General features: G+C 60.2%; 24 protein-coding genes and 1 tRNA gene. 11 read left to right on the top strand and 14 right to left on the bottom strand.

The window, feature by feature from the left end:
• Window positions 1-25: 25 nt before the first annotated feature.
• The 5 genes from BG841_RS08500 to BG841_RS08520 all read left to right on the top strand — a co-directional run bounded on the left by BG841_RS08500 (window position 26) and on the right by BG841_RS08520 (window position 4,462).
• Window positions 26-568 carry a hypothetical protein gene (locus tag BG841_RS08500; protein ID WP_070057264.1) on the top strand — a complete coding sequence of 181 codons (543 nt, stop codon included), beginning with the start codon at window positions 26-28 and terminating at the stop codon, window positions 566-568.
• A gap of 124 nt (window positions 569-692) precedes the next feature.
• Window positions 693-1,325 (top strand): guanylate kinase, encoded by a 633-nt coding sequence (gene gmk / locus BG841_RS08505; protein WP_070057265.1) that lies wholly within the window; start codon window positions 693-695, stop codon window positions 1,323-1,325.
• Between the two features lie 140 nt (window positions 1,326-1,465).
• Window positions 1,466-1,678 (top strand): DNA-directed RNA polymerase subunit omega, encoded by a 213-nt coding sequence (gene rpoZ, locus BG841_RS08510; RefSeq protein WP_070057266.1) that lies wholly within the window; start codon window positions 1,466-1,468, stop codon window positions 1,676-1,678.
• Window positions 1,679-1,879: 201 nt separating this feature from the next.
• A complete protein-coding gene (locus tag BG841_RS08515) occupies window positions 1,880-4,024 on the top strand; it encodes a RelA/SpoT family protein (RefSeq protein ID WP_070057267.1) in 2,145 nt (714 codons plus the stop codon).
• Window positions 4,025-4,075: 51 nt separating this feature from the next.
• The gene (locus BG841_RS08520; protein WP_070057268.1) at window positions 4,076-4,462 is read left to right on the top strand and encodes a RidA family protein; all 387 of its coding nucleotides are present in this window, start codon (window positions 4,076-4,078) and stop codon (window positions 4,460-4,462) included.
• Here the strand turns inward: BG841_RS08520 and BG841_RS08525 are convergent.
• A complete protein-coding gene (locus BG841_RS08525; RefSeq protein ID WP_070057269.1) occupies window positions 4,459-5,319 on the bottom strand; it encodes an NAD-dependent epimerase/dehydratase family protein in 861 nt (286 codons plus the stop codon). The genes BG841_RS08520 and BG841_RS08525 overlap by 4 nt on opposite strands.
• A gap of 63 nt (window positions 5,320-5,382) precedes the next feature.
• Between BG841_RS08525 and BG841_RS08530 the strand changes: the two genes are divergently transcribed.
• Genes BG841_RS08530 through BG841_RS08540 form a run of 3 tightly spaced genes read left to right on the top strand, consistent with a single transcriptional unit; the run spans window position 5,383 to window position 9,844 of the window.
• Window positions 5,383-6,345 carry a hydrogen peroxide-inducible genes activator gene (locus BG841_RS08530; protein ID WP_070057270.1) on the top strand — a complete coding sequence of 321 codons (963 nt, stop codon included), beginning with the start codon at window positions 5,383-5,385 and terminating at the stop codon, window positions 6,343-6,345.
• Window positions 6,346-6,351: 6 nt separating this feature from the next.
• Window positions 6,352-8,427 carry an ATP-dependent DNA helicase RecG gene (gene recG, locus BG841_RS08535; protein ID WP_070057271.1) on the top strand — a complete coding sequence of 692 codons (2,076 nt, stop codon included), beginning with the start codon at window positions 6,352-6,354 and terminating at the stop codon, window positions 8,425-8,427.
• Window positions 8,428-8,467: 40 nt separating this feature from the next.
• Window positions 8,468-9,844, top strand: a complete 1,377-nt coding sequence (locus BG841_RS08540) for an HDOD domain-containing protein (RefSeq protein ID WP_070057272.1) — start codon at window positions 8,468-8,470, stop codon at window positions 9,842-9,844.
• Here the strand turns inward: BG841_RS08540 and BG841_RS08545 are convergent.
• From BG841_RS08545 to rpsU, 6 genes are all read right to left on the bottom strand, one after another.
• Window positions 9,841-10,296, bottom strand: coding sequence for a DUF2489 domain-containing protein (locus BG841_RS08545; protein ID WP_070057273.1), 456 nt, complete (start codon window positions 10,294-10,296; stop codon window positions 9,841-9,843). The genes BG841_RS08540 and BG841_RS08545 overlap by 4 nt on opposite strands.
• A 96-nt stretch (window positions 10,297-10,392) precedes the next feature.
• Window positions 10,393-10,632, bottom strand: coding sequence for a TIGR02647 family protein (locus BG841_RS17045; RefSeq protein WP_070057274.1), 240 nt, complete (start codon window positions 10,630-10,632; stop codon window positions 10,393-10,395).
• A 149-nt stretch (window positions 10,633-10,781) separates the two neighbouring features.
• Window positions 10,782-10,858 (bottom strand) — tRNA-Ile (locus BG841_RS08555).
• A gap of 60 nt (window positions 10,859-10,918) precedes the next feature.
• Window positions 10,919-12,772 carry an RNA polymerase sigma factor RpoD gene (gene rpoD / locus BG841_RS08560; RefSeq protein ID WP_070057275.1) on the bottom strand — a complete coding sequence of 618 codons (1,854 nt, stop codon included), beginning with the start codon at window positions 12,770-12,772 and terminating at the stop codon, window positions 10,919-10,921.
• Window positions 12,773-12,941: 169 nt separating this feature from the next.
• A complete protein-coding gene (gene dnaG / locus BG841_RS08565; RefSeq protein ID WP_070057276.1) occupies window positions 12,942-14,678 on the bottom strand; it encodes a DNA primase in 1,737 nt (578 codons plus the stop codon).
• A gap of 154 nt (window positions 14,679-14,832) precedes the next feature.
• Entirely contained in the window at window positions 14,833-15,048 is a 216-nt protein-coding gene (gene rpsU / locus BG841_RS16460) for a 30S ribosomal protein S21 (protein ID WP_072794797.1), read from the bottom strand.
• 329 nt (window positions 15,049-15,377) lie between these two features.
• On the opposite strand from rpsU, the gene tsaD reads away from it, so the two are divergent.
• On the top strand, window positions 15,378-16,433 hold the full coding sequence (tsaD, locus tag BG841_RS08575; protein ID WP_070058754.1) for a tRNA (adenosine(37)-N6)-threonylcarbamoyltransferase complex transferase subunit TsaD: 1,056 nt from the start codon (window positions 15,378-15,380) through the stop codon (window positions 16,431-16,433).
• Window position 16,434: 1 nt separating this feature from the next.
• Here the strand turns inward: tsaD and plsY are convergent, their stop codons facing one another.
• On the bottom strand, window positions 16,435-17,028 hold the full coding sequence (gene plsY / locus BG841_RS08580) for a glycerol-3-phosphate 1-O-acyltransferase PlsY (RefSeq protein WP_070057278.1): 594 nt from the start codon (window positions 17,026-17,028) through the stop codon (window positions 16,435-16,437).
• A 161-nt stretch (window positions 17,029-17,189) separates the two neighbouring features.
• Between plsY and folB the strand changes: the two genes are divergently transcribed.
• Both folB and folK (BG841_RS08590) read left to right on the top strand, forming a co-directional pair.
• A complete protein-coding gene (gene folB, locus BG841_RS08585; protein WP_070057279.1) occupies window positions 17,190-17,549 on the top strand; it encodes a dihydroneopterin aldolase in 360 nt (119 codons plus the stop codon).
• A complete protein-coding gene (gene folK, locus BG841_RS08590; RefSeq protein WP_070057280.1) occupies window positions 17,546-18,064 on the top strand; it encodes a 2-amino-4-hydroxy-6-hydroxymethyldihydropteridine diphosphokinase in 519 nt (172 codons plus the stop codon). The genes folB and folK (BG841_RS08590) overlap by 4 nt, the downstream gene beginning before the upstream one ends.
• Window positions 18,065-18,086: 22 nt before the next feature.
• Here the strand turns inward: folK (BG841_RS08590) and pgi are convergent, their stop codons facing one another.
• From pgi to BG841_RS08620, 6 genes are all read right to left on the bottom strand, one after another.
• The gene (pgi, locus tag BG841_RS08595; RefSeq protein ID WP_070057281.1) at window positions 18,087-19,769 is read right to left on the bottom strand and encodes a glucose-6-phosphate isomerase; all 1,683 of its coding nucleotides are present in this window, start codon (window positions 19,767-19,769) and stop codon (window positions 18,087-18,089) included.
• A 12-nt stretch (window positions 19,770-19,781) separates the two neighbouring features.
• Entirely contained in the window at window positions 19,782-20,633 is an 852-nt protein-coding gene (gene panC, locus BG841_RS08600; RefSeq protein WP_070057282.1) for a pantoate--beta-alanine ligase, read from the bottom strand.
• Window positions 20,630-21,424 (bottom strand): 3-methyl-2-oxobutanoate hydroxymethyltransferase, encoded by a 795-nt coding sequence (panB, locus tag BG841_RS08605; protein ID WP_070057283.1) that lies wholly within the window; start codon window positions 21,422-21,424, stop codon window positions 20,630-20,632. The genes panC and panB overlap by 4 nt, the downstream gene beginning before the upstream one ends.
• A 100-nt stretch (window positions 21,425-21,524) precedes the next feature.
• Complete coding sequence (gene folK / locus BG841_RS08610) at window positions 21,525-22,043, bottom strand: 2-amino-4-hydroxy-6-hydroxymethyldihydropteridine diphosphokinase (protein ID WP_083260223.1); 519 nt, start codon at window positions 22,041-22,043, stop codon at window positions 21,525-21,527.
• The gene (gene pcnB / locus BG841_RS08615) at window positions 22,040-23,398 is read right to left on the bottom strand and encodes a polynucleotide adenylyltransferase PcnB (RefSeq protein WP_070057284.1); all 1,359 of its coding nucleotides are present in this window, start codon (window positions 23,396-23,398) and stop codon (window positions 22,040-22,042) included. Before pcnB ends, folK (BG841_RS08610) begins: the two co-directional genes overlap by 4 nt.
• Window positions 23,399-24,062: 664 nt before the next feature.
• Entirely contained in the window at window positions 24,063-25,448 is a 1,386-nt protein-coding gene (locus BG841_RS08620; protein WP_070057285.1) for a sigma-54-dependent transcriptional regulator, read from the bottom strand.
• Between the last annotated feature and the right edge of the window lie 16 nt (window positions 25,449-25,464).

Here is a 25,464-nt window from a genome sequence, read left to right on the forward strand (position 1 = left end):
AGTGAATCAATTGAGTGGTCTCAGGATGCGTATCAGCCAAACGCTGGTAATGACGGCGGTCGTGTTATTGTCGGGCTGTGCGCTGTTCTCACCGGTGCCGGCGCCCGTCGTCAGTGTGGCTTATCCGCAAGCACAGGAGGGAGTGACCCCCGCGTTGCAGGGAAGCGTCCTGCAGTTGGGCAGCACCCGGCTGGCGCCCTGGCGGTATGCCGCCCCGGAATGCACCGAGTGTCAGTTGACGGTTGAGCGCAGGGACTATCCGGAAGGCGCCGATCTGGTGCTGGCGCTGAACGACGGCGCGGGCCGGTTGCGCTGGTTTCTGGTGCAGTCCCAGCAGTATCGCGGGCGACTGCCCCAGGGGTGGTTTGAGCAGCGGGCCGCCGGAGTGGCGTTGACCTTGAACGGGGGGACGCACCTGTTGCAACCGGAGCAACGGCTGGAACACCGCGGCTGTCAGTACCAGCTCATTGAGTTCCGACGGTTCGAGCGTCGCCAGCAGCCCGGTGCCATCCGCGAGGACGCCCGCCAGCGCATGCAGCTGGTGGGGGCCTGCGCCGCGCCCGGCTAAAAGCGCGGGCAGGGGTGTCAGCGGCAGGCAAACTCCGTATAATTTGCGCCCAATCCGAGCCGGGCCACTGATTGCAGGGCCGGCTTGGGGTTCCATTATCGCCATTGCTGGAGTGTTGTGCGACATGAGTCAGGCCGTTGAAACAGGCACCCTGTTTGTCATTTCTGCCCCTTCCGGTGCGGGTAAAACCAGCCTGGTGGCGCAAATGCTGCAGCGGGATGAGCGTCTGGGGGTGTCAGTGTCGCACACCACCCGACCGATGCGGCCCGGCGAGCAGGATGGCAAAAATTACCATTTTGTTGCCCGGGACACCTTCGAAGCCCTGATTCAGCAAAACGACTTCCTGGAGTACGCGGAGGTGTTTGGCAATTACTACGGCACCTCTCAGCGCTGGGTCGAGCAAAGGCTGGCCCAGGGGCAGGATGTGATCCTGGAAATCGACTGGCAGGGCGCCGCGCAGGTGCGCCGGCTGATGCCGGAATGCGTGGGTATCTTTATCGTGCCGCCGTCCCCGGTGGTGCTGCGCCAGCGATTGGAAGGGCGGGGCACCGATGCGCCAGAGGTCATTGAGCGGCGCTTGCAGGAGGCCTCAGCGGAGTGCGCCCATGCGCTGGAGTTCGACTTTCTGGTGGTCAATGACGATTTTGAAATCGCGTTGGCCGATCTGCTGGCCATCGTACGCACCCAGCGCTTGCGGGTGAGCGCCCAGCAGACCCGGCACGCCAGCCTGCTGAGCCAGTTGATTGCCGCGGGCTGAGGCCCTACCGCCCCTGTTCGCTTGTATACAAATTGAGCCGGTTGACGTAAACTGTTGCGTCTGCCGGGGTTTGCGTCCGTGGTGTTTGAGCAACGCCGCAGCGCACGTTTACAGTTACCTAGATTATATCGGGGAATATTATGGCTCGAGTTACCGTTGAAGATTGTCTGGAACACGTCGATAACCGCTTTCAGCTGGTTATGCTGGCCACCAAGCGGGCGCGCCAGATTGCCACCAAAGGCGCTGAGCCCATGGTTCCTGAAGAAAACGACAAGCCAACGGTGCTGGCCTTGCGTGAGATTGCCGAAGGCCTGGTCAGTCGCGATTTGCTGCATGAACAAGACGAAGATTAAGATCGTCGGTGTCAGGGCACGTCAGCCGCGTGGCCGTGGCACACAGATTTCTGTCCGGGCGGTTTCTTGCGAGCCAGTAAAAATGGTAGCTTATTCGTAAAGAGTGCAGAATCCGCACGTCGATGATGGATCTCGGAAGGACCCGAATGTGCGCATTCGGGTTTTTTTGTGAGTTGGTTTTTGACTTTCTCGGGAGGCGCGGTGATAGCAGAGGTTACGGTTGACGGGCTCTCAAAGGAGCTGAGTACCTATCTGGACACGGCCCGCATCAATCAGGTGCGGAGGGCATACTATTATGCGGAACAGGCCCATCAGGGGCAGACCCGTCGCAGCGGCGAGCCGTATGTCACCCACCCTCTGGCTGTAGCCCACATACTGGCAGGTCTCAAGCTGGATCATCAGAGCCTGATGGCCGCCATGTTGCACGATGTTATCGAAGACACCGGCATCCCCAAGGACGCGCTGGAAGAGCAGTTCGGTGAAGCGGTTGCCGAACTGGTGGACGGGGTCAGCAAGTTGACGCAAATTGAATTTCGCACCCGTGCCGAAGCTCAGGCTGAGAATTTCCAGAAAATGGCGCTGGCCATGTCCCGGGACATCCGGGTGATCCTCGTCAAACTGGCCGACCGGCTCCACAATATGCGCACCCTGGGGCACATGCCCTATGCCAAGCGCCTCCGCATTGCCACTGAAACTCTGGATATCTACGCGCCTATCGCCAATCGCTTGGGTATGCATGCGATCCGGACCGAGCTGGAAGACCTGAGTTTTTCTGCCATTCACCCGATGCGCTCCCGCTTTATATCCAAAGCGGTGTCCAAACTGCGGGGCAGCCATCAGGAAATCATTGCCGAGATTCGCAGCAAACTGGAGGAGAAGCTGGCGGAACGGGGGTTGCCGGGGCGGATCTTCGGGCGCGAGAAGCACCTGAACAGCATCTACAAAAAAATGAAACTTAAACAGAAGTCGTTCCATGAAATCATGGACGTCTACGCGTTCCGCATCATCACCGACAGCGAGGACGACTGTTACCGGATTCTGGGTGCGGTGCACAGCCTGTACAAGCCGCTACCCGGGCGTTTCAAAGATTATATCGCCATGCCCAAAGCCAACGGCTACCAGTCGTTGCACACCACCTTGTTTGGCATGCACGTCAATATCGAGATCCAGATCCGCACCGAAGAAATGGAGCACATTGCCAACAATGGCATTGCGGCCCACTGGTTGTATAAAAACGATCAGCCCGATGTCAGCAGTGTCAACCAGAAACGGGTGGACCGCTGGGTGAAAGGCTTGATGGAAATGCGTGAGCGAGCGGATGACTCGCTGGAATTTATCACTCACGTAAAAGAAGATCTGTTCCCCGACGAGGTGTATGTGTTTACGCCCCGTGGAAAAATTATGGAGTTGCCCCGGGGAGCGACCCCGGTGGATTTTGCCTACGCGATCCATACCGATATAGGGAATGCCTGTGTGGCCTGTCGCATCAACCGTAACCTCGCCTCGCTGAGTCAGCCACTGCAAAGCGGGCAGACGGTGGAGATTATTACTGCACCGGGGGCCCGGCCCAGCGCCGCCTGGCTGGGTTTTGTGGTCACGGGTAAGGCCACCAGCAGCATCCGTCATGCACTGAAACACCAGAAACGCACGGAGTCCTGCGAGCTGGGCCGGACACTCCTGAATCGCTCGCTGAAACAATTGGGCTACACGTACGCCGATCTGGGCGAGCAGCAGATCGCCGCGGTGCTCAAGCACAACCAGATGACGAGTCTGGACGATCTGCTCAGCGACATCGGCCTGGGCAACCGGATGGCCTATCTGGTGGCAAGGCAGCTGGTGAGTGGCGTGGGCGGTGAGGGCGATGAGCACCCCGTGGCGCTCAAATCCGACAGTGCGGACAAAGACGTGATCACCATCCAGGGCACGGAAGGCCTGCTGGTGCGCTTTGCCAGTTGCTGCAAACCCATACCGGGGGACGCGGTGGTCGGGGTGATGGATTCCGGTAATGGCATGGTCATTCATTCCGATACTTGTCCGCGATTGCCGAACATCGACAAGCATGCCGAGCGCGTGACCCACCTCACCTGGGCCAAAGACATTACCGACGAATTTGCGGTAGAGTTGCGGGTCGAGCTGGAACGCCAGCGCGGGGCGATTGCGGAAATTGCCAAAGCGGTCGCTTTTGCCGAAGGTAACATCGCCCGCATCAACGTGGAAGAGCAGAACGCGCGTATGGGCGTGGTCAGTCTGGAAGTGCATGTGCAAGGGCGCAAGCACCTGGCGCGGGTGATGCGCCGGGTGAAGCATGTTCGGGCGGTTACGCACATCAGTCGCGTCCGCTATTAAGCAGGGCTGGGAAGTCGCAGCCTGATTTCAGAACGACAAGGACAGAAAAATATGGCAAACAAATCAGTTATCACAACGGACAAGGCGCCCGCGGCGATTGGTACCTACTCGCAGGCGGTGAAAGTCGGAGACACCGTGTATCTGTCGGGGCAGCTCCCGCTGGTGGCCGAAACCATGGAGATTGTCGGTGGTGATTTTGCCGCCCAGACGCGGCAGGTATTTGAAAACCTGAAAGCAGTGTGTGAAGCAGCGGGCGGCGGCCTGGACGACATCGTCAAGCTGAATATCTACATGACCGACCTCAGCAACTTTGCCACGGTCAATGAGGTCATGGCGACCTACTTCCATCAGCCATACCCGGCGCGTGCGGCCATAGGCGTGGCCGCCCTGCCGAAAGACGTGCCGGTAGAAATGGAAGCGGTGATGGTACTGAGTTAACCGATCAGCGGGGCGTATCCGCTGCGGAAGTCCGGATACCGGAAATCAAACCCGCTGGCCAGCAGCCGCTGGTTGGAGCACCGTTTGCTGCCCGCCCGACCGCCTCGTCGTGCGTCGGGCAGGGCCTCGGCACAGGGTGTCTGTTGGCGCACCCAGGCGACCACTTCATCGAGCCTCACCGGCTCACAATCACTGACGATGTAACAGGAATCCAGCGCTGCGCCGGTCAGGGCCCGGTGGGTCAGGTGCACTGCGGCGGCCACCGCGTCTTCCTCATGAATGCGGTTACTGAACGGAGCCGGCGCCACCGGGGCCAAACGGCCGGCCTTCACCTCCTCCACAAACCGTAGCCGGCCGGGCCCGTAAATACCGCTGTAACGGATGATTGTGGCCGGGTGACCGCTGCCCAGGGCCAGTTGTTCGCCGGCCAGAATGTGCTGGCCGCTGTAACGATCCGGTTCTGTCGGACTGGATTCATCTACCCAACTGTCGTCATCCTGTGCGTAAACACTGGTACTGCTGATGAAAAACAACCGCTTCAGAGAATGACCCTTGAGTACATCCAGCAGGTTGGCGAGGCCATCCACATAGGCGTTGCGATACCCTTGTTCGTCATAACTTGACGGTGTCAGGCAATAGACCACCGCATCCAGATGGGGGGGCAGTTGTCCAAACAGGGTGCTCGGTTGATACAGGTCGGCGCCGATACCGGTTACCCCCGCAGGAACCTTATCGGCGTTACGACGCAGCCCGAATACGCGGGCACTGTCTGTGAGTGCGCTGGCGATTCGACCGCCCAATTTGCCGCAGCCGGCAACAAGAATGTGCGCGCGCTCCATGTCCGGGGAGATTGCCATAGTCTGCTTCAATCCTTATGCTTAAACTCATAAATTAGTGACCCCTATTCACCGGAGTGCACGATGACCCTTACCGAGCTGCGGTACGTGGTAACCCTGGCCAAGGAAAAACACTTTGGCCGGGCCGCCGAACGCTGTCATGTCAGTCAGCCAACCTTGAGTGTAGCGGTTAAAAAACTTGAAGACGAGCTGGACGTATTGCTGTTCGAACGCAGCAAAAGCCGCATCCGGGTCACCGAGGCGGGGGAGCGCATCATTGCGCAGGCCCAGCGGGTGCTCGATCAGGTCGGGGTTATCCGGGATTTGGCCCAAGATGGCAAAAACCAGCTCAACTCGCCGGTAAAGGTGGGGGCCATTTACACCATCGGCCCTTATCTGTTTCCCCACCTGCTCCCCGAGCTGCGCCGGGTGGCGGTGGATATGCCCCTGTACATCGAGGAAAACTATACCGCCACCTTGCGCCAGAAACTCCGCCAGGCCGAACTGGACGCCATCATTATTGCGTTACCCTTTGATGAGCCGGAGGTGGTCACGCTGCCGCTGTACGATGAGCCCTTTGTGGTGCTGTTGCCCGCGGGCCACCCGCTCACGGCACAGCAAGCGCTCACTGCGGAGCAGTTGGCCACCGAGCAGTTGCTGCTGCTGGGGCCGGGACACTGTTTTCGAGATCAGGTGCTGGACGCCTGCCCGCCGCTGGTGGAGGCCATGACCCGCAAAGCGGATGCGGAGGACGCACCGTCTCTGGTGACCGAGGGCAGTTCGCTGGAAACCATCCGGCATATGGTCGCGTCCGGGTTGGGAATTACGGTGCTGCCCCTGTCGGCAGCTACCGCCATGCAATACCAGAAAAACCTGCTGGAAGTGCGACCGTTTGTGGCCCCCGTGCCCTTCCGTACGGTGGCACTGGCGTGGCGGGTGACCTTTCCGCGGCCGCAGGCGATTGATGTCCTGTCGCTGGCCGCCAGTCAGTGCCGGGTCATTGAAAAGGCCAGTCACGATACACCGGTCACCAGCGCCGGGGCCTGATGCCGTATGCCATCACTGGATGAAATCGATGTGACGGTGCTGAAGGGGGTGGGGGCCGTGTTGGCGGGCACCCTCGCCAAGCTGGGCATCCATACCCTGCAGGACCTGCTGTTTCATTTGCCTTACCGGTATGAAGACCGCACCCGGGTGATTCCGCTGGGCAGTTTGCGGGTGGGCGATACCGCCGTGATCGAGGGTGAGATCGTGAAAACCGATCTGGTCATGGGGCGGCGTCGAAGTCTGCAGGTCACGGTGCGCGATGCCAGCGGTTTTCTGGTGCTGCGTTTTTTCCATTTCAATGCGGCGCAGAAAGCGCAGCTCGCCCCTGGCCAGCGGGTACGCTGTTATGGCGAGGTTCGCCCGGGGCGCTCAGGCTATGAGTTCTACCACCCGGAGTACCAGGTTAATCCGGAGCCTATGCCGGCCCAGGGCACCGCGACCCTTACCCCGATCTACCCGTTGACGGAAGGCATCCAGCAACCCCGGGTGCGCAGTTTGTGCCGGCAGGCGCTCAGCTATTTGCAGCGCTACCGGATACGGGAGCTGTTGCCGGAAACCGTACTTCGGGATCTGCAGTTGCCGGACATCACCGCGGCCGTCGCACTGGTGCATGCGCCCCCGGCCGAGGCCCCGGTGCATTTACTGATGGCCGGGCAACATCCGGCCCAGCAGCGCCTGGTGATGGAGGAATTGCTGGCGCATCAGCTCAGTCTGTTGCAGGTGCGTCAGCAGATTCAAGCGAAAGCCGCTCTGCCGTTGTTGCCGCAAGGCACGCTGGTGGAGCGGTTTCTGGACACCCTGCCATTTCGGTTAACCCAGGCCCAGCAACGGGTCAGCCGAGAAATCCGCCAGGATCTGAGTCAACCGCTGCCGATGCTGAGGCTGGTGCAGGGCGACGTGGGCTCCGGGAAAACCGTCGTGGCCGCGCTTGCCGCGCTACAGGCCATCGCCGCCGGCGCTCAGGTGGCGCTGATGGCGCCCACCGAAATCCTGGCCGAACAGCATTTCGACAATTTCAGGCAATGGCTGGAGCCCCTCGGTCTGGAACTCGCCTGGTTGTCCGGCAAGATCAAAGGCAAGTCCCGGGCGACTACCCTGGCGCGGATCGGCAGTGGTCAGGCGGCGATCACCATCGGCACCCATGCCCTGTTCCAGGACGACGTGGTGTTCAGCCGACTGGCGCTGGTGATCGTCGATGAGCAGCACCGCTTCGGGGTGCATCAGCGCCTGGCGCTGCGCGAAAAAGGCGTCGCGGCGAGCGCAGCACCCCATCAGCTGATCATGACGGCCACCCCCATTCCCCGAACGCTGGCCATGAGCGCCTATGCGGATCTCGATACGTCGCTGATCGACGAATTGCCGCCGGGACGGCAGCCGGTTGAAACCATTGTGGTTCCGGACAGCCGTCGCGATGAAATCATTGACCGGGTGTCAACCGCCTGTCTGAGTGGCCGGCAGGCGTATTGGGTCTGCACCCTGATTGAGGAATCAGAAGTGCTTGAGTCTCAGGCCGCAGAAGCCACGGCGGAGGTTCTGCGCGAACAATTGCCACAGCTGAACGTCGGGCTGATCCATGGGCGTCTCAAAGCCGATGAAAAAGCGGCGATCATGGCGTCCTTTAAAGCGGGCGAGCTGGATTTGCTGGTAGCCACTACCGTGATCGAGGTGGGGGTGGATGTGCCCAACGCCTCGCTGATCATCATCGAAAATCCGGAACGGCTGGGCTTGGCCCAGCTGCACCAGTTGCGGGGCCGGGTGGGGCGTGGCGCAGAGGCGAGTTTTTGTGTGTTGATGTACCACCCGCCCCTGTCCCACAATGGTAAAGCTCGCTTGCAGGTATTACGGGACAGTCAGGACGGTTTTGTCATCGCCGAAAAAGACCTGGAAATCCGCGGGCCGGGGGAGGTACTGGGAACCCGGCAGACCGGGCTGATGCAATTCCGGCTGGTGGATTTTGAGCGGGACAAAGGCTGGATTGAGCCGGTGCGTGAACTCGCGCCCCGAATAATGGAACACCCGGAGCGGGTGACAGGGTTGATCAACCGCTGGCTGGGTGAAAAGATTCGCTATGGTGACGTGTGAGTCAGCGCTCACGCCAGGACCAACAGTAGAAGGAAAGACTATGGAACTGCCGGCCGTTGTTCGCGGGTTGTCGGGCGAGACAGCTGTGAAGCTCGTGGGGCGTGAGGAGGCGGGCCGTGCAGCGGGCTGCATGTTACGCACGGTGTTGTTACGGGATCAGCAGGGCGTGGTGCAGGCCATAACCCGCCACCAGGACATACTCGATATCGCGGCACTGAATGAGCGTCTGCAGCGCCACCTGCGGCCCATGCCGGCTGCCGATGTGACGCGCCTGTGCCAGCAGGCCGGGCTTGCGGAGCTGGCGGCGCTGCCCGGCATCATCAACCTGCCGGTGGTGATCGATAGCGCGGTGGGTGGGCTGCCGGGGGTGGCGGTGGAATTGCAGAGTTGCGGGCAGGTGATGCTGTTGCCCTGCGCGCATTTCAACGATCTGGCCGCTGGCGCGGACCGCGAAACCTTTGCCGTACCGGTGGAGAGCGTCCCCGGCGACCACGGACACAGCCCCGAAGACGACGCCGCCCAGTTACACGCGACCTTGAAACGCTTTACCTTGTTGCGCATCCGCCAGCGTCTTGACGATACTTTGGAATTACCGCCATTGCCGGAAACGGCGCAACGAATCATTCAGCTGCGGGTGAGTCCCAATGCCGTGCTGGGAGATCTGACCGCCATTGTAGAGAGTGACCCCAGTCTGGCGGCCCAGGTGGTCAGTTGGGCGTCGTCGTCTTTCTATGCTGCGGGAAGCCAGATTCATTCCGTCAAGGATGCGGTGGCCCGGGTATTGGGTTTTGATCTGGTCATGAATCTGGCCATGGGGCTGGCGCTGGGGCGCGCGCTCAATCAGCCGGATGATCATCCCGAAGGCCACCTCGGTTATTGGAAGCAAGCCATCTGGCAGGCTCAGGCGGCGGCCACACTGACCCGCCTGATGCCAGCTGGAAAGCGCCCGGCGGAGGGCCTGGCGTACCTGACGGGGCTGTTGCACAACTTTGGTTACCTGGTGCTGGCCCATGTGTTTCCTCCTCATTTCAAATTGCTGTGCCGCGGGTTTGAGGTGAACGCACACCTGGATACCGCTGTGCTGGAGCGGCACTTTCTGGGTATTACCCGGGAATCTGTTGCCAGTCAGCTGATGGCGAACTGGGGTATGCCCGATGAAATTACCCAGGCCATACGGCACCAGAAAAACCCCCGTTACCAGGGCGAACACTCGGTGTACGCCCGATTGCTCTGGCTGGGCAGACAGTTGCTGATTGCACGCGGCGTTGCGCTGGGGCCGGCAGAGGTTGTCCCGGACGCCTGTTATGAGGAATTGGGGCTGGACAAAACAGCGGTTGCGGCTCAGTTTGATGAGTTGATAAACCGCCAGGACAGCGTCATGGCCATGGCGGGTCTGGCGAACGGGCTCCCGGTCTAAAAGGAGTGCTGTCGCAGAGCGGTGGCACCGCGGCGAATGGCGTCGGCATGGCGGCCTTCGATCTCGAACCGCTCCTTGTCCATTTTGCGTACGAATCTGGGGTTGGTCTGCTGGCGTGCCTTATGGGTCGGCATGTGTTGCAGCAGGTCGCTGACTTCCAGAAACACCCGATAGGGCTCCCGTTCCATCAGACTCGGCTCCAGATGGTCGAGCAGGCCTTTGATGCGGATGCAGGCCTCCGAGTATTCCACCTGATCCTGTTCAATCGCCATGGCGATAATCCGCACACTCTCGATCATGCTGGCGCGGCGTTGCTCGGTAAAGGTTGCGGTCTTTTGTGCGGCGGTTTTGCTGCGCCGGATGCGGCCTGACTGTTTGCGGATAAACAGGGTCAGGAACACACTTGCTGCGACGCCGGCGATTATCAGCGCCCATTGAAGCCAGACAGGCATGGGGGTGCTTCTCCTTAGCAGTGATTAAACACTGGTTGGTGTGACATGGTCAGGGTGGTCGTCATCGCCACCCGCCGGGGCAGGCAGCGGCTCGTGTCAGCTGCTGGACAGTACGGACAGCAAACGCTGGGTGGATTCCGCGATTTCACACCCCAGTGGGGTCAGGTAGCCTCCGTCGTTCTGGGTGATCAGGCCCTTCTGATGCAGCCGGGCGGCGGCGGCCACCAGCTCGGGGGCGGCACTGTGCTGATGAACCTTGATGCCCTCATGACCGGATGAGGATTCAAACAGGGCCAGCAGGTTGAGCTCATGAAGATGATCAGCTGAAAAAGACATGGCGTGTCCTCGCATGGAATTGTCAGAGCCAGAGTCTAGTTGTATACGATTGGCCGCTGTTCGACAAAGGAAATTTCGACGCAGACGCGAATTGTCGCGCACCGGGAGTGCCCCGATTGGTGGTGGCGAGGTGTTGCAGGGAGAAAACATGGTGGGCCCACCTGGACTCGAACCAGGGACCAAAGGATTATGAGTCCTCTGCTCTAACCAACTGAGCTATAGGCCCTAAAACAAAGCGAGCGCCATTATACCCGTGAGGTGTGGCGCCCGCTAGTGCTGTGTGGAATTAAGAGCCCTGGTCGTCGATGAAGCCGCGCAGGTGATCGGAGCGGGACGGATGACGCAGCTTGCGCAGTGCCTTGGCTTCGATTTGGCGGATGCGCTCGCGGGTGACATCAAATTGTTTGCCGACCTCCTCGAGGGTGTGATCGGTGTTCATCTCGATGCCGAAGCGCATGCGCAATACTTTGGACTCCCGCGCCGTCAGCCCCGCCAGGACGGAACGGGTGGCTTCCCGCAGGCCTTCGGAGGTAGCCGAATCAACCGGCGATAGCGCCTGAATATCCTCGATAAAGTCGCCCAGATGGGAGTCTTCATCGTCGCCGATCGGGGTTTCCATGGAGATCGGTTCTTTGGCGATTTTCAACACCTTGAGTACCCGGTCTTCAGGCATTTCCATGCGCTCACCGAGTTCTTCCGGGGTGGGCTCACGTCCCATTTCCTGCAACATCTGCCGTGAGATACGGTTCAGTTTGTTGATGGTTTCGATCATGTGCACCGGAATCCGGATGGTGCGGGCCTGGTCCGCGATGGACCGGGTGATCGCCTGACGGATCCACCAGGTGGCGTAGGTCGAAAATTTGTACCCGCGGCGATACTCGAACTTGTCGACCGCCTTCATCAATCCAATGTTGCCTTCCTGAATCAGGTCCAGGAACTGCAGACCACGGTTGGTGTACTTTTTGGCGATCGAAATAACCAGACGCAGGTTCGCTTCCACCATCTCTTTCTTGGCACGGCGGGCCTTGGCCTCGCCGATGGAAACCCGACGGTTGATTTCCTTGATGTCCGAGGTGTCCAGATCCACTTCGCTCTGGATGTTCGCGATGCGTTTTTGCATGCGAATGATTTCATCCAGGTTTTCGCCAATCGCCGCCGCGTAGGGCTTTTTGCTCTTGGACAGTTTGACCGCCCAGTCCAGGTTGGTTTCATTGCCCGGGAAAGATTTGATGAACTCTTTCCGGGGCATCTTGGCGACCCGGGTGCACACCCGCATGATGGTGCGCTCATTCTCGCGCAGCATTTCGTTCGTGGTGCGGACCATGTTGACCAGCTCGTCAAAGGCCTTGGCGTGCAGTTTGAACGGGGCAAACACCTGCCCCAGTTCATTGAGCGCCTGCTGGGTGATCTTGTGGCTGCGTCCGTGCTCGGCCAGTGCGGCGTTGGCGATGTCGAGCTTTTCTTTCAGCAACGCGAACCGCAAGCGGGTCTCTTCCGGGTTGGGGCCGCTTTCCACTTCCTCTTCTTCTTCCGGCTCGACTTCCAGTTCCTCGCCGTCTTCCAGTTCTTCGCCGTCTTCGGTTTCACTGGCTTCAGCGGGATCTGCCATGAACGGTTCGGCGTCGTCAGGATCCAGGTAACCGGCAATGATGTCGGTCAGCCGGCCATCATTCTCGACAATACGCTCGTAAGCCTGGATGACTGTGGCCGTGGTGCCGGGAAAGTGGGCAATGGCGGCCATCACGTCACGGATGCCTTCTTCGATGCGCTTGGCGATCACAATCTCGCCTTCCCGGGTCAGCAGTTCAACCGTGCCCATCTCGCGCATGTACATGCGCACGGGATCGGTGGTCCGGCCTGCATCGGATTCGACCGCGGCCAGTGCGGCAGCGGCTTCAGCGGCGGCCGCCTCGTCCGCAGCGGTGTCGCCTTCGGTCATGATCAGCGTGTCGGCATCCGGGGTTTCTTCCGTAACCTGGATGCCCATGTCGTTGATCATGCGGATGATGTCTTCAACCTGATCGGGATCCGCGATATCTTCGGGCAGGTGGTCGTTTACCTCGGCGTACGTCAGGTAACCTTGTTCTTTGCCTCGGGCGATGAGGTCTTTCAACCGTGATTTTTGCGAATTACCTGACATAGACACCTTGTGAGCTCGCTGGAAAAAATGGGAAAAAAGTTAAACAGCTATTATAGCTGCCGTGTGTTTGCACTGCCACTTGCTGTTAGATGGTGGCCAGAGTATTAAGTTTCAAGGGTGGTGCTGCTAATTTCGCCTGAATGTGCCGTTCGGGTCGTGTTGCAGACCCTCAGCCCGGGTCTTGCCGGCTGAGCATTTGCAGTTCCCGGCGTTCTTCCGCCGTCAGGTCCGCCAGGCTGCGTTTTTCGGTCAGCAAGGCGGCCAGTCTCTGCTTGCGAGCCGTTTCCTGATTGGGTGACAGCATCTCGCGGGCGCTTTCCAGGGTGCGTTCCCGGGAGGGCACGTGTTCAATGCCGTCAAACAGGCGGTAAAACCGCTCGTGGGCTTCAGGGTCCAGCGCCAAAGCCTTCAGCAGCTGGCGCTGACTGCCTATCTTGTTGCTGAGAATCCAGTCGCTGAACCCCCGGCTTTGCTGCAGCTGGCGTTCGTTCCGGCAGAGCTCGGCAATGTCCGCGGCCATGTCGGGCGCCTCCAGCAGCGCCATGCACAGGGCGCTGTCTTTGCTGAGACGGACGTCGATCCGTTCTTCGCGGATCCGTTCACGACGGTTGCCGAAACGCTCATCCCGGCCCCCGGTGCCGCGGTTGTAGCGCTCCTGGCGGGCGTTGCACAGGCGCATCATTTCGTGCCACATGGCGTCCCGCAAGGTGCTGCGCGGCATTTTGTTCAGCAGCGGTTCGACCCGGGCACGCAGTTCGCCGCGATGTTCGGGCAGCGCCAGATCCAGTCCTTCGCTTTGCCGGTTGAACAGATACCTGGACAGCGGCGTGGCGCCATCGATGCGCTGCTGGAAAGCCTCGGGGCCTTCCTTGCGCACCAGTGTGTCCGGATCTTCACCCTCCGGAAGCATCAAAAACTGCAGATGCAGACCGTCCGCCATCAGTTCCAGCGCATTTTCCATGGCTTTGTCGGCGGCGCGGTAACCAGCGGCATCGCCATCAAAACAAAACACCAGGTGGCGTACATGCCGGAGCAGGGCCGTCAAACTGTCCTGGTTGGTGGCGGTGCCCAGGGTTGCCACCGCATAGCGGATGCCGTGCTGGGCGAGGGCGATGACGTCCATATAGCCTTCGACCACCAGCAACCGGTCCAGATGGCGCAACGCCTGCCGCGCCTCGTAAAGGCCGTAAATTTCACGGCTTTTGTGAAATACGTCCGACTCCGGTGAATTGATGTACTTGGCCTTGTCGTCCCCCAGGGTGCGCCCGCCAAAGGCCACGGTTCGGCCCCGCTGATTGCGCAGCGGAAACATTACCCGGTTGCGGAACAGGTCCCGGGGGCGGCCGTAACGATCAGAGACCGTGCCGGTTTCAATCAGAGGAGCTTTAAGCTCCTGCGCGGCCGCATCATAGAGCGCGGTCCCCGTGCCCGGGGCATAGCCCACCTGATACTCGGCGGTAATCGTGTCATTGAGGCCGCGCTGCGCCAGGTAATCTCTGGCAAAACTGCCCTGCGGGCTGGCCAGAGCCTGGGCGTAAAACTGGCTGGCATAATCCAGCGCATCGGTCAGGGTGCGCGCCTGCTGCATTTCCTGGCGCACGTTCTGGTCGTAGGGCACTTCCAGGCCCACGCGTTTGGCCAGATCTTCTACCGCCTCGGTGAAGCCCAGGCCATCAAATTCGCGGATAAAACTGATCGCATCGCCATGGGCACCGCAGCCAAAGCAATGATAGAAGCCTTTGTCGGGCCGGACGTTAAATGAGGGTGTTTTCTCGTCGTGAAACGGGCATCGGGCCTTGAAGCTGCCGCCCGCTTTTTTCAGAGTCAGACGTGACCCAATCAGTTCGGCCAGATCGGTTCTGTCCAGCAGTTCTTCAACAAAGCGCTGGGGAATCAGTCCGCTCAATGATCTCTCCGGTTAGACAGAGGACACGGGGTTAGAACAATATAGTCAAAAATGCCGCCGAAGGGTGCTCCGGCGCATTTTTGGATCGCACTTGCTGGCCTGCTGGCCGGCAGCGCGAATTACGACGTGCAGGCAGTTCGAGTCTGTGGCTAACTCAGTACAGACGTTCGAACTTGCGCTGTTCCCGCTGAAGCTTCTTGAGATGACGCTTGACGGCAGCAGCGGCCTTGCGCTTGCGTACGGAAGTCGGCTTCTCGTAATGTTCGCGACGACGCACTTCCGACAAAACACCTGCTTTTTCGCAGGAGCGCTTGAAGCGACGCAATGCTACGTCAAACGGCTCATTCTCTTTCACTTTAACAGCTGGCATTCGACAATCACCTACCTGATAGATTCGGTTTCAATTTTGGAAGAGGGCAGGCAAGTCTGCGTTGTCTTTCAGTGGTGACACGCGACTTTACAGTACTTTCCAGTTGTGTACTGGGACTGCGACTCTTCGGTTGATGCCCGCCCCGATTCGGTTAAAATTTGGACAGTGCGCATTTAAGGGCGGTAATGATAGCGCTGATTACCGCCCGAGGTCAAATCCGGGTGCAGAAGACTGCGTCTGCGGGGCGGTATCTGTTAAAGTACGCCACTTAATGCGGGTCGGTCAACCGACCTTGTTCATCAGCAACGGGAAGTGGGGTGCGGTCGTTTATGTTGGTTCTTGGTATTGAAACGTCCTGCGATGAAACCGGGGTAGCGCTTTACGACAGTGAATCCGGCCTGCGCGCCCATGCGTTGTTCAGCCAAATCGACATGCACGCTGATTATGGCGGTGTGGTGCCTGAACTGGCCTCCCGGGATCATGTGCGCAAGCTGCTGCCCCTGTGTGAGCAGGTGCTGGCAGACGCCGGGCAGCAGCGTCACGATATTGATGCGATTGCCTACACCGCCGGACCCGGGCTGGTGGGTGCGTTAATGGTGGGCGGTTCCGTGGCGCACGCGCTGGGATTTGCGCTCGGCGTACCGGTACTGGGTGTGCATCACATGGAAGGGCACTTATTGGCGCCGATGCTGGAAACGAACCCGCCGGCCTTTCCATTCATCGCGCTGCTGGTGTCGGGTGGGCACACCCAGCTGGTGCGGGTTGATGGTGTCGGCGAATACACCCTGATGGGCGAGTCGGTCGATGACGCCGCCGGTGAAGCTTTCGATAAGGCCGCTAAAATGCTGGGGCTGGATTACCCCGGCGGTCCGCGTGTGGCGGCTTTGGCGCAACAGGGCCGGGTGGGGGTTTACCGTTTCCCGCGGCCGATGACGGACCGGCCCGGTCTGGACTTCAGTTTCAGCGGGTTAAAAACCTACACCTTGAATACCGTGGCCGCAGCGGAAGCCGCCGGCACGCTGGATGAGCAGACCCGGGCCGACATTGCGCGCGCTTTTGAAACGGCGGTGGTGGAAACCCTGGCCATCAAGTGCCGGCGGGCGCTGGAACAATCCGGGTGTCAGCGGTTGGTGATTGCGGGAGGGGTGAGCGCCAATCACCGTCTGCGCGAGGGGCTGAACGAGATGGCCCGGAAGCTCAACAGCCAGGTGTATTACGCCCGGCCCGAGTTTTGTACCGACAACGGTGCCATGATCGCCTACGCCGGCTGCCAGCGATTGCTGGCCGGTCAGCGGGATGGCGACCGCATCGTCGCTGTTCCGCGGTGGCCCATGGATACCCTGCCCCCCCTCCATGAGCCCCGCACCAACGGTTTGGCGGACTAGCTCAGAGGCGGGTTTCCCGGCCCTGGGCCAGGCGAATCAGATTGTTGCGGTGACGCACCACGATGAGAATCGCCAGCAGGCCGAATAAGGTTAAAGTATCGGGTTCGATCAGGGCGCTGATCAACGGGCCGCTGACGCTGGCCACAATGGAGGCCAGGGCGGAAATACGCCAGCGCCACAGAGTCAGGCCCCAGATGATCGCCAGCAGCGCGGTGGTGGCGGGCGCCAGGGCCAGCCCCGCGCCCAGTGCGGTAGCGACGCCTTTGCCACCCTGGAAGCGCAGAAACAGTGGAATCATGTGGCCGGTAACCGCGCACAGGGCCACCATGGCCTGGCTCAGCACGGGCAACCCGAAGGTCACCGCCAGCCACACCGGCAGCCAGCCTTTGGCGGCGTCCAGTGCCAGCGTCAGCAGTGCAGGGGCCCAACCGCCGGTGCGATAGACGTTGGATGCACCGGGGTTGCCAGAACCCTGCGCGCGCGGGTCCGGCAGGCGCCACAGCCGGCTGACGGGTAACGCAAACAGCACGGACCCCAGCAGATAGGCCAGCGTGCACAACAGCACGGTGAGTATCGGGTCGTTAACAAACATCATCAATCAGGACGCGCGCTGCTTAAGTATGCGAAAATCTCCCGCGTTAGCCATCAGCTCCTGGCGATTATCCTAGCCGGGGGCGGGCCACCGTTCAATTAGCCTTGTGTCGAAGCATGTCGCCGACCCACTCAGGCTAGCACATATGTCAGAGGAAGCAGCGGGTGTCGGATTTGGTTCTTATAGAAGGGTTGGCGGTCGAAGCCGTTATTGGAGTTTATGAGTGGGAGCGGGAAGTCACCCAGCGGTTGCTGATTGATCTCGAAATGGCCTGGGATAACACCCGGCCTGCTGCCAGCGACGATGTTGCCCTGGCGCTGGATTACGCGACGGTGAGCGCGCGGGTGCGGGACTATCTGCAAAGTGCGTCCCCCGAACTGCTGGAGACCGCGGCGGAAGGGCTGGCCGCCTGCTTGCGGGCGGAGTTTGGCATGCCATGGTTGCGGCTGACACTGCGCAAACCGGGGGCCGTACCCGAGGCCGAGGCAGTGGGTGTGCGGATAGAGCGGGGAGTGCGCGGGTGACACAAGCGGCACAGGTCTACATCAGTATCGGCAGCAATATCGACCGTGAGCATCACGTGCTGGCGGCCCTGGACGCTTTGGCGGACCGGTTTGGCGAGCTGGATATCTCGTCCGTTTACGAGAGTGAAGCCGTCGGGTTCGACGGCAGCCCTTTTTACAATCTGGTGGTGGGGGTGAAAACCGAGCTGACGGTGGCCGGCTTGACGCAGTTCTTCAAACAGCTTGAAACCTCCCATGGCCGCCGCCGCAACGCGCCCAAATTCAGTGCGCGGACGCTGGATCTCGATATTCTGCTGTATGACGATCGGGTGGGCCGGGTGGACAGTGTGGAGTTGCCGCGGGCCGAAATCCTCAGCAACGCCTTTGTCCTGTTACCCCTGGCGGAAATTGCACCGGACCGGGTGCACCCGGTGGCTCAACAAACTTATCGCCAGCTCTGGCAGGCCTATGACCGGGATCAGAAGCTGTGGCCGATCCCGTTTTGCTGGCGCGGGAGGACTATTTCGCCCCTGTAACCGCCTGCGCGGACAGGGCGGTCTACCCGCTGTAGTTGTTGTTGCGTTGGCGAAACAGGCGAATCAGACCCTCCGTGGAACTGTCCGCAGGACCAGGGTGGGTGGGTGAAGGCACCGCCTTGCCGAGCAGCTGATCGAGAATTTCATTGCCCAGTTGCTTGCCGAGTTCCACCCCCCACTGGTCAAAGGAATCCACCGCCCAGATCACGCCCTGCGCATAGGTCTTGTGTTCGTACAGCGCGATGAGCGCGCCCACCGTACGCGGGGTGGCGCGGTCAAACAGCAGGGTGTTGCTGGGCTTGTTGCCGGGAATCACCTTGTGAGGGGTCAGGCGCTCCGCTTCGGCCGGGCTGAGTCCTTGTGCTTCCAGTTCTGCCCGGGCTTCGTCCGCCGTTTTTCCTTGCATCAGCGCCTGGGCCTGGCTCAGACAGTTGGCGAATAAAATGGCGTGGTGATGGGCGACCGGGTTGTGGCTGTGCAGCGGGATAATAAAGTCTGCCGGAGACAACCGGGTACCCTGATGCAACAGTTGATGGTACGCGTGCTGGCCATTGGCGCCGGCACCGCCCCAGATGATCTGGCCCGTCTGGTAGTCAACCCGCGCGCCCTGCTGGGTGACGCATTTGCCGTTACTTTCCATATCCACCTGCTGGATGTGGGCGGGCAGGCCTCGGAGGTAGTGATCGTAAGGCAAGATGGCGTGCGCGTCCGCGCCCCAGAAATTGCCGTACCAGATCCCCAGCAGCGCCAGCACCACCGGCAGGTTGTGCTCCAACGGTGCACTATGGAAGTGTTTGTCCATGGCGTGGGCGCCGGACAGCAGCGCACGGAAATTGTCCATGCCGATGGTCAGGGCGGTGGGCAGGCCGATGGCCGACCACAGTGAATAGCGGCCCCCCACCCAGTCCCACATGGGGAAAATGTTGTCGGCGCTGATGCCAAACTCAACCGCTGCATCGGTGTTGGCGGTCACCGCCACGAAGTGTTTGGCAATGGATTCGTGGGAACCGCCGTTGTGCAAAAACCAGTCCCGGGCGACGCGCGTGTTTTCGAGGGTTTCCTGGGTCTTGAAGGACTTTGACTGAATCAGGAACAGGGTGGTTTCCGGGTTGATATGCCGCAGTACTTCGGTGATGTGGCTGCCGTCGATGTTGGCCACGTAGTGGCAGTTCAGGTGGCCGTGCCAATACGGTTTGAGGGCCGCTGACACCAGTTTGGGGCCCAGAAACGAGCCGCCGATGCCGATACTGACCACATCGGTAAACGGGCGGTTGGAAAAACCCCGCCACTGGGTACTGCGTACCCGCCAGACAAACTGTTCCATGCGTGCCAGGGTGTCCCGCACTTCCGGCATGATGTCGACACCGTCCACGTGGACCGGCCGGTCGGACAGGTTGCGCAACGCGGTGTGCAAGGCGGGCCGGTTTTCACTGCGGTTCACCGCCTCACCGCGGAACATGGCATCGATCCGCTGCGGCAGCTGGCAGCTTTGCGCCAGCTTGATCAGCAGTTCCATGGTCTCGGCGGTGATCCGGTTTTTGGAATAATCCAGAGAAATCCCGGCGGCCTCGATAAAAAACCGTTCAAACCGCTGTTCGTCCTGGGCAAACAGGTCGCGCATGTGGACCTGCGCGATGCTGCTCTGGTGGTCCAGCAAGGCTTGCCATTCCGGCATCCGGACGAGAGAAGGGCGCGGCTGGGACATATAGATTCCTTTCTATCGGGTTATCGAAATATTGTCGATAAGGCGGGTCGAACCCAGGTAAGCCGCTGCCAGAATGGTGAGCTGGGTGTCCTGGGGCTGGGCGGCCTTCAGGGTCTGGCTGTGGACGATGTTGATGTAATCCGGGCGCAGCCCCTGGTCGCTCAGTTGTTGCCGTGCGGCCGCTTCCAGCGCCGCAAACGACGCCTGAGGGTCGGTTTCCAGTTGCTCGGCGGTGTCCCTCAGGACCCGGAACAGGGCCGGTGCAAGGCTGCGTTGTTCCGCGCTCAGGTACCCGTTGCGCGAGCTTTTGGCGAGCCCGTCGTCTTCGCGCACCGTCGCCACCCCGATGATATCAATGGGCAGGAACAGATCGGTGGTCAGTTTGCGGATCACCGCCAGTTGCTGAAAGTCCTTCTCGCCAAACACCGCCACGTCCGGTTGCACCATGTTGAACAGCATGGTGACCACCGTGGCAACACCGTCGTAATGACCGGGGCGGCTGGCGCCGCAATGACCTTCACTGACGTCGGGAACCACAACCTGAGTCTGGTTGGTGAGCCCCCGGGGGTAGATCTCCTCAACCGACGGTGCAAACACCAGGGTGTTGCCGGTGGCAGACAGCTTGTGCTGATCGTCCTTGAGGGTGCGGGGGTAATTGTCCAGATCCTCGCCGGCGGCAAATTGCATGGGGTTCACGAAGATGCTGGTAACCACCACATCCGCGGCTTCCATGGCTTTTTGCACCAGTGATAAATGACCGTCGTGCAGGTTGCCCATGGTGGGCACCAGGCCGATGCGCTTGCCCTGCTGCCGGTAGCTTTGCAGGATAACCCGCAGCTCTTTCAGTGTGTGTACGGTTCTCATGCCTTGAATGTATGCTCTTCGCCGGGGAAAGTACGCTGCCTGACTTCGTCGACATAGGCGGCGACCGCCGCCTGGATGGAGTCGTTTTCAGCAAGAAAGTTTTTCACAAATCGGGGGGTGCGGCCCATGGTCACGCCCAGCATATCGTGCAGCACCAGAACCTGACCGTCGGTATCCGCGCCGGCGCCAATGCCGATGACCGGTGCCTTGACCGCCTGGGTGATGCGCGCGGCCAATGGCGCGGGGACACACTCCAGCAGAATGACGTCGGCCCCGGCGGCTTCCAGCTGGCAGGCGTGCTCGATCATCAGTTCGGCCTGTTTGTCACCGCGGCCCTGGACTTTGTAACCGCCAAACTTGTTGACGAACTGCGGGGTCAGGCCGAGGTGCGCGCAGACCGGAACGCCCCGCTCGCTCAACGCAGTAATGGTCTCCACCATCCAGTCGGTGCCTTCCAGTTTGACCATGTGAGCGCCGGAGCGCATCAGTTCAGCAGCGTTTGCCAGCGCCGCTTCCGTGGTGCCGTAACTCATGAAGGGCATGTCGGCCATGATGAGCGCGCCGCGGTTGCCTTTGGCGACGGACTGCACGTGGTAGCATATTTCTTCCATAGTCACCGGCAGAGTGCTGTCGTGGCCTTGCAACACCATGCCGAGTGAATCACCAATCAAAATGACATCGACACCCGCTTCGCTGACAACATGGGCAAAGGTGGCATCATACGAGGTCAGCGCAGCGAAGGCCTGGCCCTTCTGTTTGTACTCTCGCAGGGTATTGATGGTAATAGCCATAGAATACGAGCCTTATGATCAATGGATACGGGTGAACGGGCAAAGCATGCTGGTACGTTTAAAGTGCTAAGGGTAATCCTGGCACGACCGTGAGGCAAGCTCAGGCGCTGTGCGGAACCGGTGGGCAGGCGGCGGGCTGCAGCCGCCGCAGGTTATTATCAGCGCATTGCTGACGCAACGCCGCCACAGACCGGCCAGACGGGGTCCGTAGGGTCGGCGTCAGGTCCAGCAGGGGCTGCAGTACAAAGTCCCGGTTGTGAAGTTCCACGTGAGGCACCTTCAGGCGCGGGTGATGGACCACCTGATCGCCGTAAAGAAGCAGGTCCAGATCGAGAGTGCGCGGTCCCCAGCGCTGGCTGCGTTCCCGCCCGTGTTGCTGTTCGATGCGCTGGAGTTCGTCCAGCAATGCCAGTGGGGGCAGGGTGGTCCGTAATTGAACCGCGCCGTTGATAAAATCGGGCTGGTCCTGCGGACCCACCGGGCGGCTGGCGTAGAAGGGAGATTGGGCCACCAACGTGGTGTGCGGCAAAGCCGCCAGGGCCGCAATAGCCCTGGCCAATTGCTGCAAGGGTTCGGCAAGATTACTGCCTAATCCGATGTAGGCCTCCACACCGTTCACCTGGAGGCTCCTTTGGATGGACTGCGTCGCCGTCTGCGTCTGCGGGGTTCGCTGCCGGACAATTCCGAAAGCATGCGTTCGCGGGCGCGGTCATCGACCCGTTGAAAATCCGTCCACCATTTGCCCAGACCCGGTTCAAGCTCGCCGGCGGACTCGCGAATCAGCAAGAAGTCGTAGGCCGCCCGGAACCGGGGATGGTCCAGTGAGGCAAGTGCCCGCTTGCCCTGGCGCCGTGGCAAGCGCATCTGCAGTTCCCACACTTCCTTCATGGGCACCGACACCCGTTTGGGGATGGCGGTTGCTTTGACCTGGCGGCCGATGACCTGGCCGATGGCCTGATGCAACGCGGGTTGTACGGGTTCGCCGCGATCCTGAAGTCGGCGCCACTCGATTTGCAGTGCCGGCCAAAGCAGGGCCGCAAACAGAAAGTAGGGGGTGACTGATTTGCCTTGGGCGACGCGGTCGTCGGTATTGCGCAGGGCCTGACGAATCAGTTCGTCCGGTTCGCCCGCCGCGAGAGCCTTGGCGGTGGCCGGAAACAGCGGGGCCAGCAAATCGTATTCGATCAGCAGATCGTAGGTGGCCTCGCCGTGCCCGGCGGACAGCAATTTCAGCACCTCCTCAAATAGCCGTGCCGGCGGGATGAGCGACAGCAGCGGTGCGAGGGTGCGGATAGGCGCTTCGGTCAGGGGCTCGATATCGAAATCGAGTTTGGCCGCAAAGCGGATCGCCCGCAGCATGCGCACCGGATCTTCCCGGTAGCGGGTTTCGGGGTCGCCAATCAGGCGCAATTGCCGGTTATGCAGATCTTCGATGCCGTCGGCAAAGTCGATAACGGTGAAATCGCGAATGCAGTAGTAGAGGGCATTAACGGTGAAATCCCGTCGCAGGGCGTCTTCTTCCAGCGAACCGTAAACGTTATCGCGCAGCAGCAGACCGTGTTCGTTCGATTTGCGCAGGTGGTCGGGCTCGGCATCGGCGTCTGCACCGTTGCCGCGGAAGGTGGTGACCTCGATGACTTCACGGCCAAACAACACGTGAACGATGCGAAACCGCCGACCGATCAGGCGCGAGTTACGAAACAGGTCGTGCACTTCTTCCGGGGTGGCGCTGGTGGCGATATCGAAATCTTTGGGACGGTCTTCCAGCAGTATGTCGCGTACCCCGCCGCCAACCAGATAAGCTTCAAAGCCGGCGTTGTTGAGGCGCGCCAGCACTTTTTTGGCCGGCTCGCTGATCACCGCTCGGGAGACGTTGTGGTGTTCGCGTGGGATATCCCGGCGCCGGTAGGTGCGAGTTTTTCTGCGGCCACTTCCGGGCACAAGTGACAGTACTTTTCTGATGTGTGTGAGCATTTAAATCCGTTATTGCGCTGAGCAAAACCGTCAGTTTAACGGTTTGCGCAGGATTTGCACACGATGAAAGCGGCTTTGTGTGATTTGTGGTGAATTATCAGGCTGCAGATAATCAAAAGGCGGGGCCGCTTTCGCGACCCCGCCCCAGAAGAAATGACGATCTGAATTGTTTTTGTTTTTGCCGGGCTTCTTCTTTGAGTTCTTGCCCCTCGCTTGTTGCCTCAACAAGAGGCGAGTCTGCACAAACGGAACGCCTTGAGCACTAGAGTGTGGTCAACGATACAGGGCAAGGTTCTAGCAGATATATCGGCATCTGGACGACGCTTCTTTTCTACACCTACAGCTCGCACTTATCAGAGCACCACTAAAAAAGCTTAGCACCCAATACACTCAGTTCGTTTCACGTTCTATTTTTGTTTTTGTTGCTGAACGTTTGCCTGCAGCTTTTTGTTTTTGTTTTTTCCGCTGCTTTGTCACGTTGTTTTTGTTGTTGTGCACTGTAGATATTGCAGAGCCTGTGCCACTTTTGATTAAACGTTATAAATCAGTGGGTTGCGCTGGTGTTGGTTTTTTTGGCAGGTGATTTTAAGAAGGAAGTGTTACTCGCGGGTCCGTTTTTATACTTACAGTGTTCCTTGCGGTAACGCCGGGTAACACCCCGGTCTCAGGTCGACTTCTTTCTCGGGATGCCCAGACGCTGGCGGCGCTCCCATAAAGACTTGCGGCTGATCCCCAGCTTCTGTGCCAGTTCGGTTTCACTCATGCGCTCTTCGTTTTCCAGCACGAAATGCTGAAAGTAGTCCTCCAGCGACAGGTCGTTACCGTCGTCGGTCGCCGGGGGGCGGGCGGGTTGGTTATCGCCGGTCACCAGCGATTCCGGAATAGCAACCTCTTCACTTTCCATGTCCAGATCCAGCACCGCCGGGGTAATCACGTCGCCCTCGCACAGAATGCTGGCCCGTTCGATGGCGTTTTCCAGTTCGCGCACGTTGCCGGGCCAACGGTGCCGTTGCAGGGTGCGCATGGCTTCAGGGCTCAGATGCAGGTTGGCCTTGCCCATACGCTCGCTATGCTGGTTCACAAAGCGCTGCGCCAGCCCCAAAACGTCGGTCTGGCGTTCCCGCAGCGGCGGTATGCGGATCTGCATGACGTTCAGACGGTAGTAGAGGTCCTCCCGGAACTCACCGGTGCGCGTCATGGCTTTCAGGTTGCGGTGAGTCGCGGCAATCATGCGGACATCCACCTTGCGGCTCTGGGTTGAGCCCACCGTGCGTATCTCGCCTTCCTGCAGCACCCGCAGCAGGCGGGCCTGTGCCTCCGGTGGCAGCTCGCCAATTTCGTCCAGAAACAGACTGCCCCCATCGGCAGCTTCTATCAGTCCGGTACGGGCGGTCACCGCCCCGGTAAATGCGCCTTTTTCATGACCGAACAGCTCCGATTCGATCAGGCTTTCGGGGATGGCCGCGCAGTTGACTGAGATCAACGGCCTGCCATGGCGCGGGCTGAGCAGGTGCAGCGCCCGGGCAACCAGTTCCTTACCGGTGCCCGATTCGCCTTGCACCAGAACCGTGGTGTCGGTTGGGGCCACCTTGCGGATCAGGGTAAACACCTGCTGCATGGCGTCACACTCACCGTACATGATGTTGGCCGGATCTGCGTCGGCCACGCCCGCCGAAGGGCCCGCACCGCGATCGTGCACGGGGGTGCGGGCGAGAATGGCGGCAATGGCGGCCAGCATCTCATCATGATCAAAGGGTTTGGCGATGTACTCTACGGCACCCATTTTCATGGAGTCCACCGCAGATCGCAGGCTGGCGTAGCTGGTCATGATCAGCACGGGCGTAGTGGGTGCGCGCTGAATCAGTTCGGTTCCGGGCGCGCCGGGGAGTCGCAGGTCTGAAATGATAAGGTCAAAGCTGTCGAGGTCGAAACCCTGCTCGGCCTCATGCACGGCACCGGCTACCGCCACCTCATAGCCGGCATGCTCGAGCAGCTTGCGCAGGGCGGAACGGATTATTTCTTCATCTTCAACGATTAACACGCGGGGCATATCGATTTCACGACCT

The organism is Marinobacter sp. X15-166B (assembly GCF_001752365.1).
Classification (GTDB): Bacteria; Pseudomonadota; Gammaproteobacteria; order Pseudomonadales; family Oleiphilaceae; genus Marinobacter.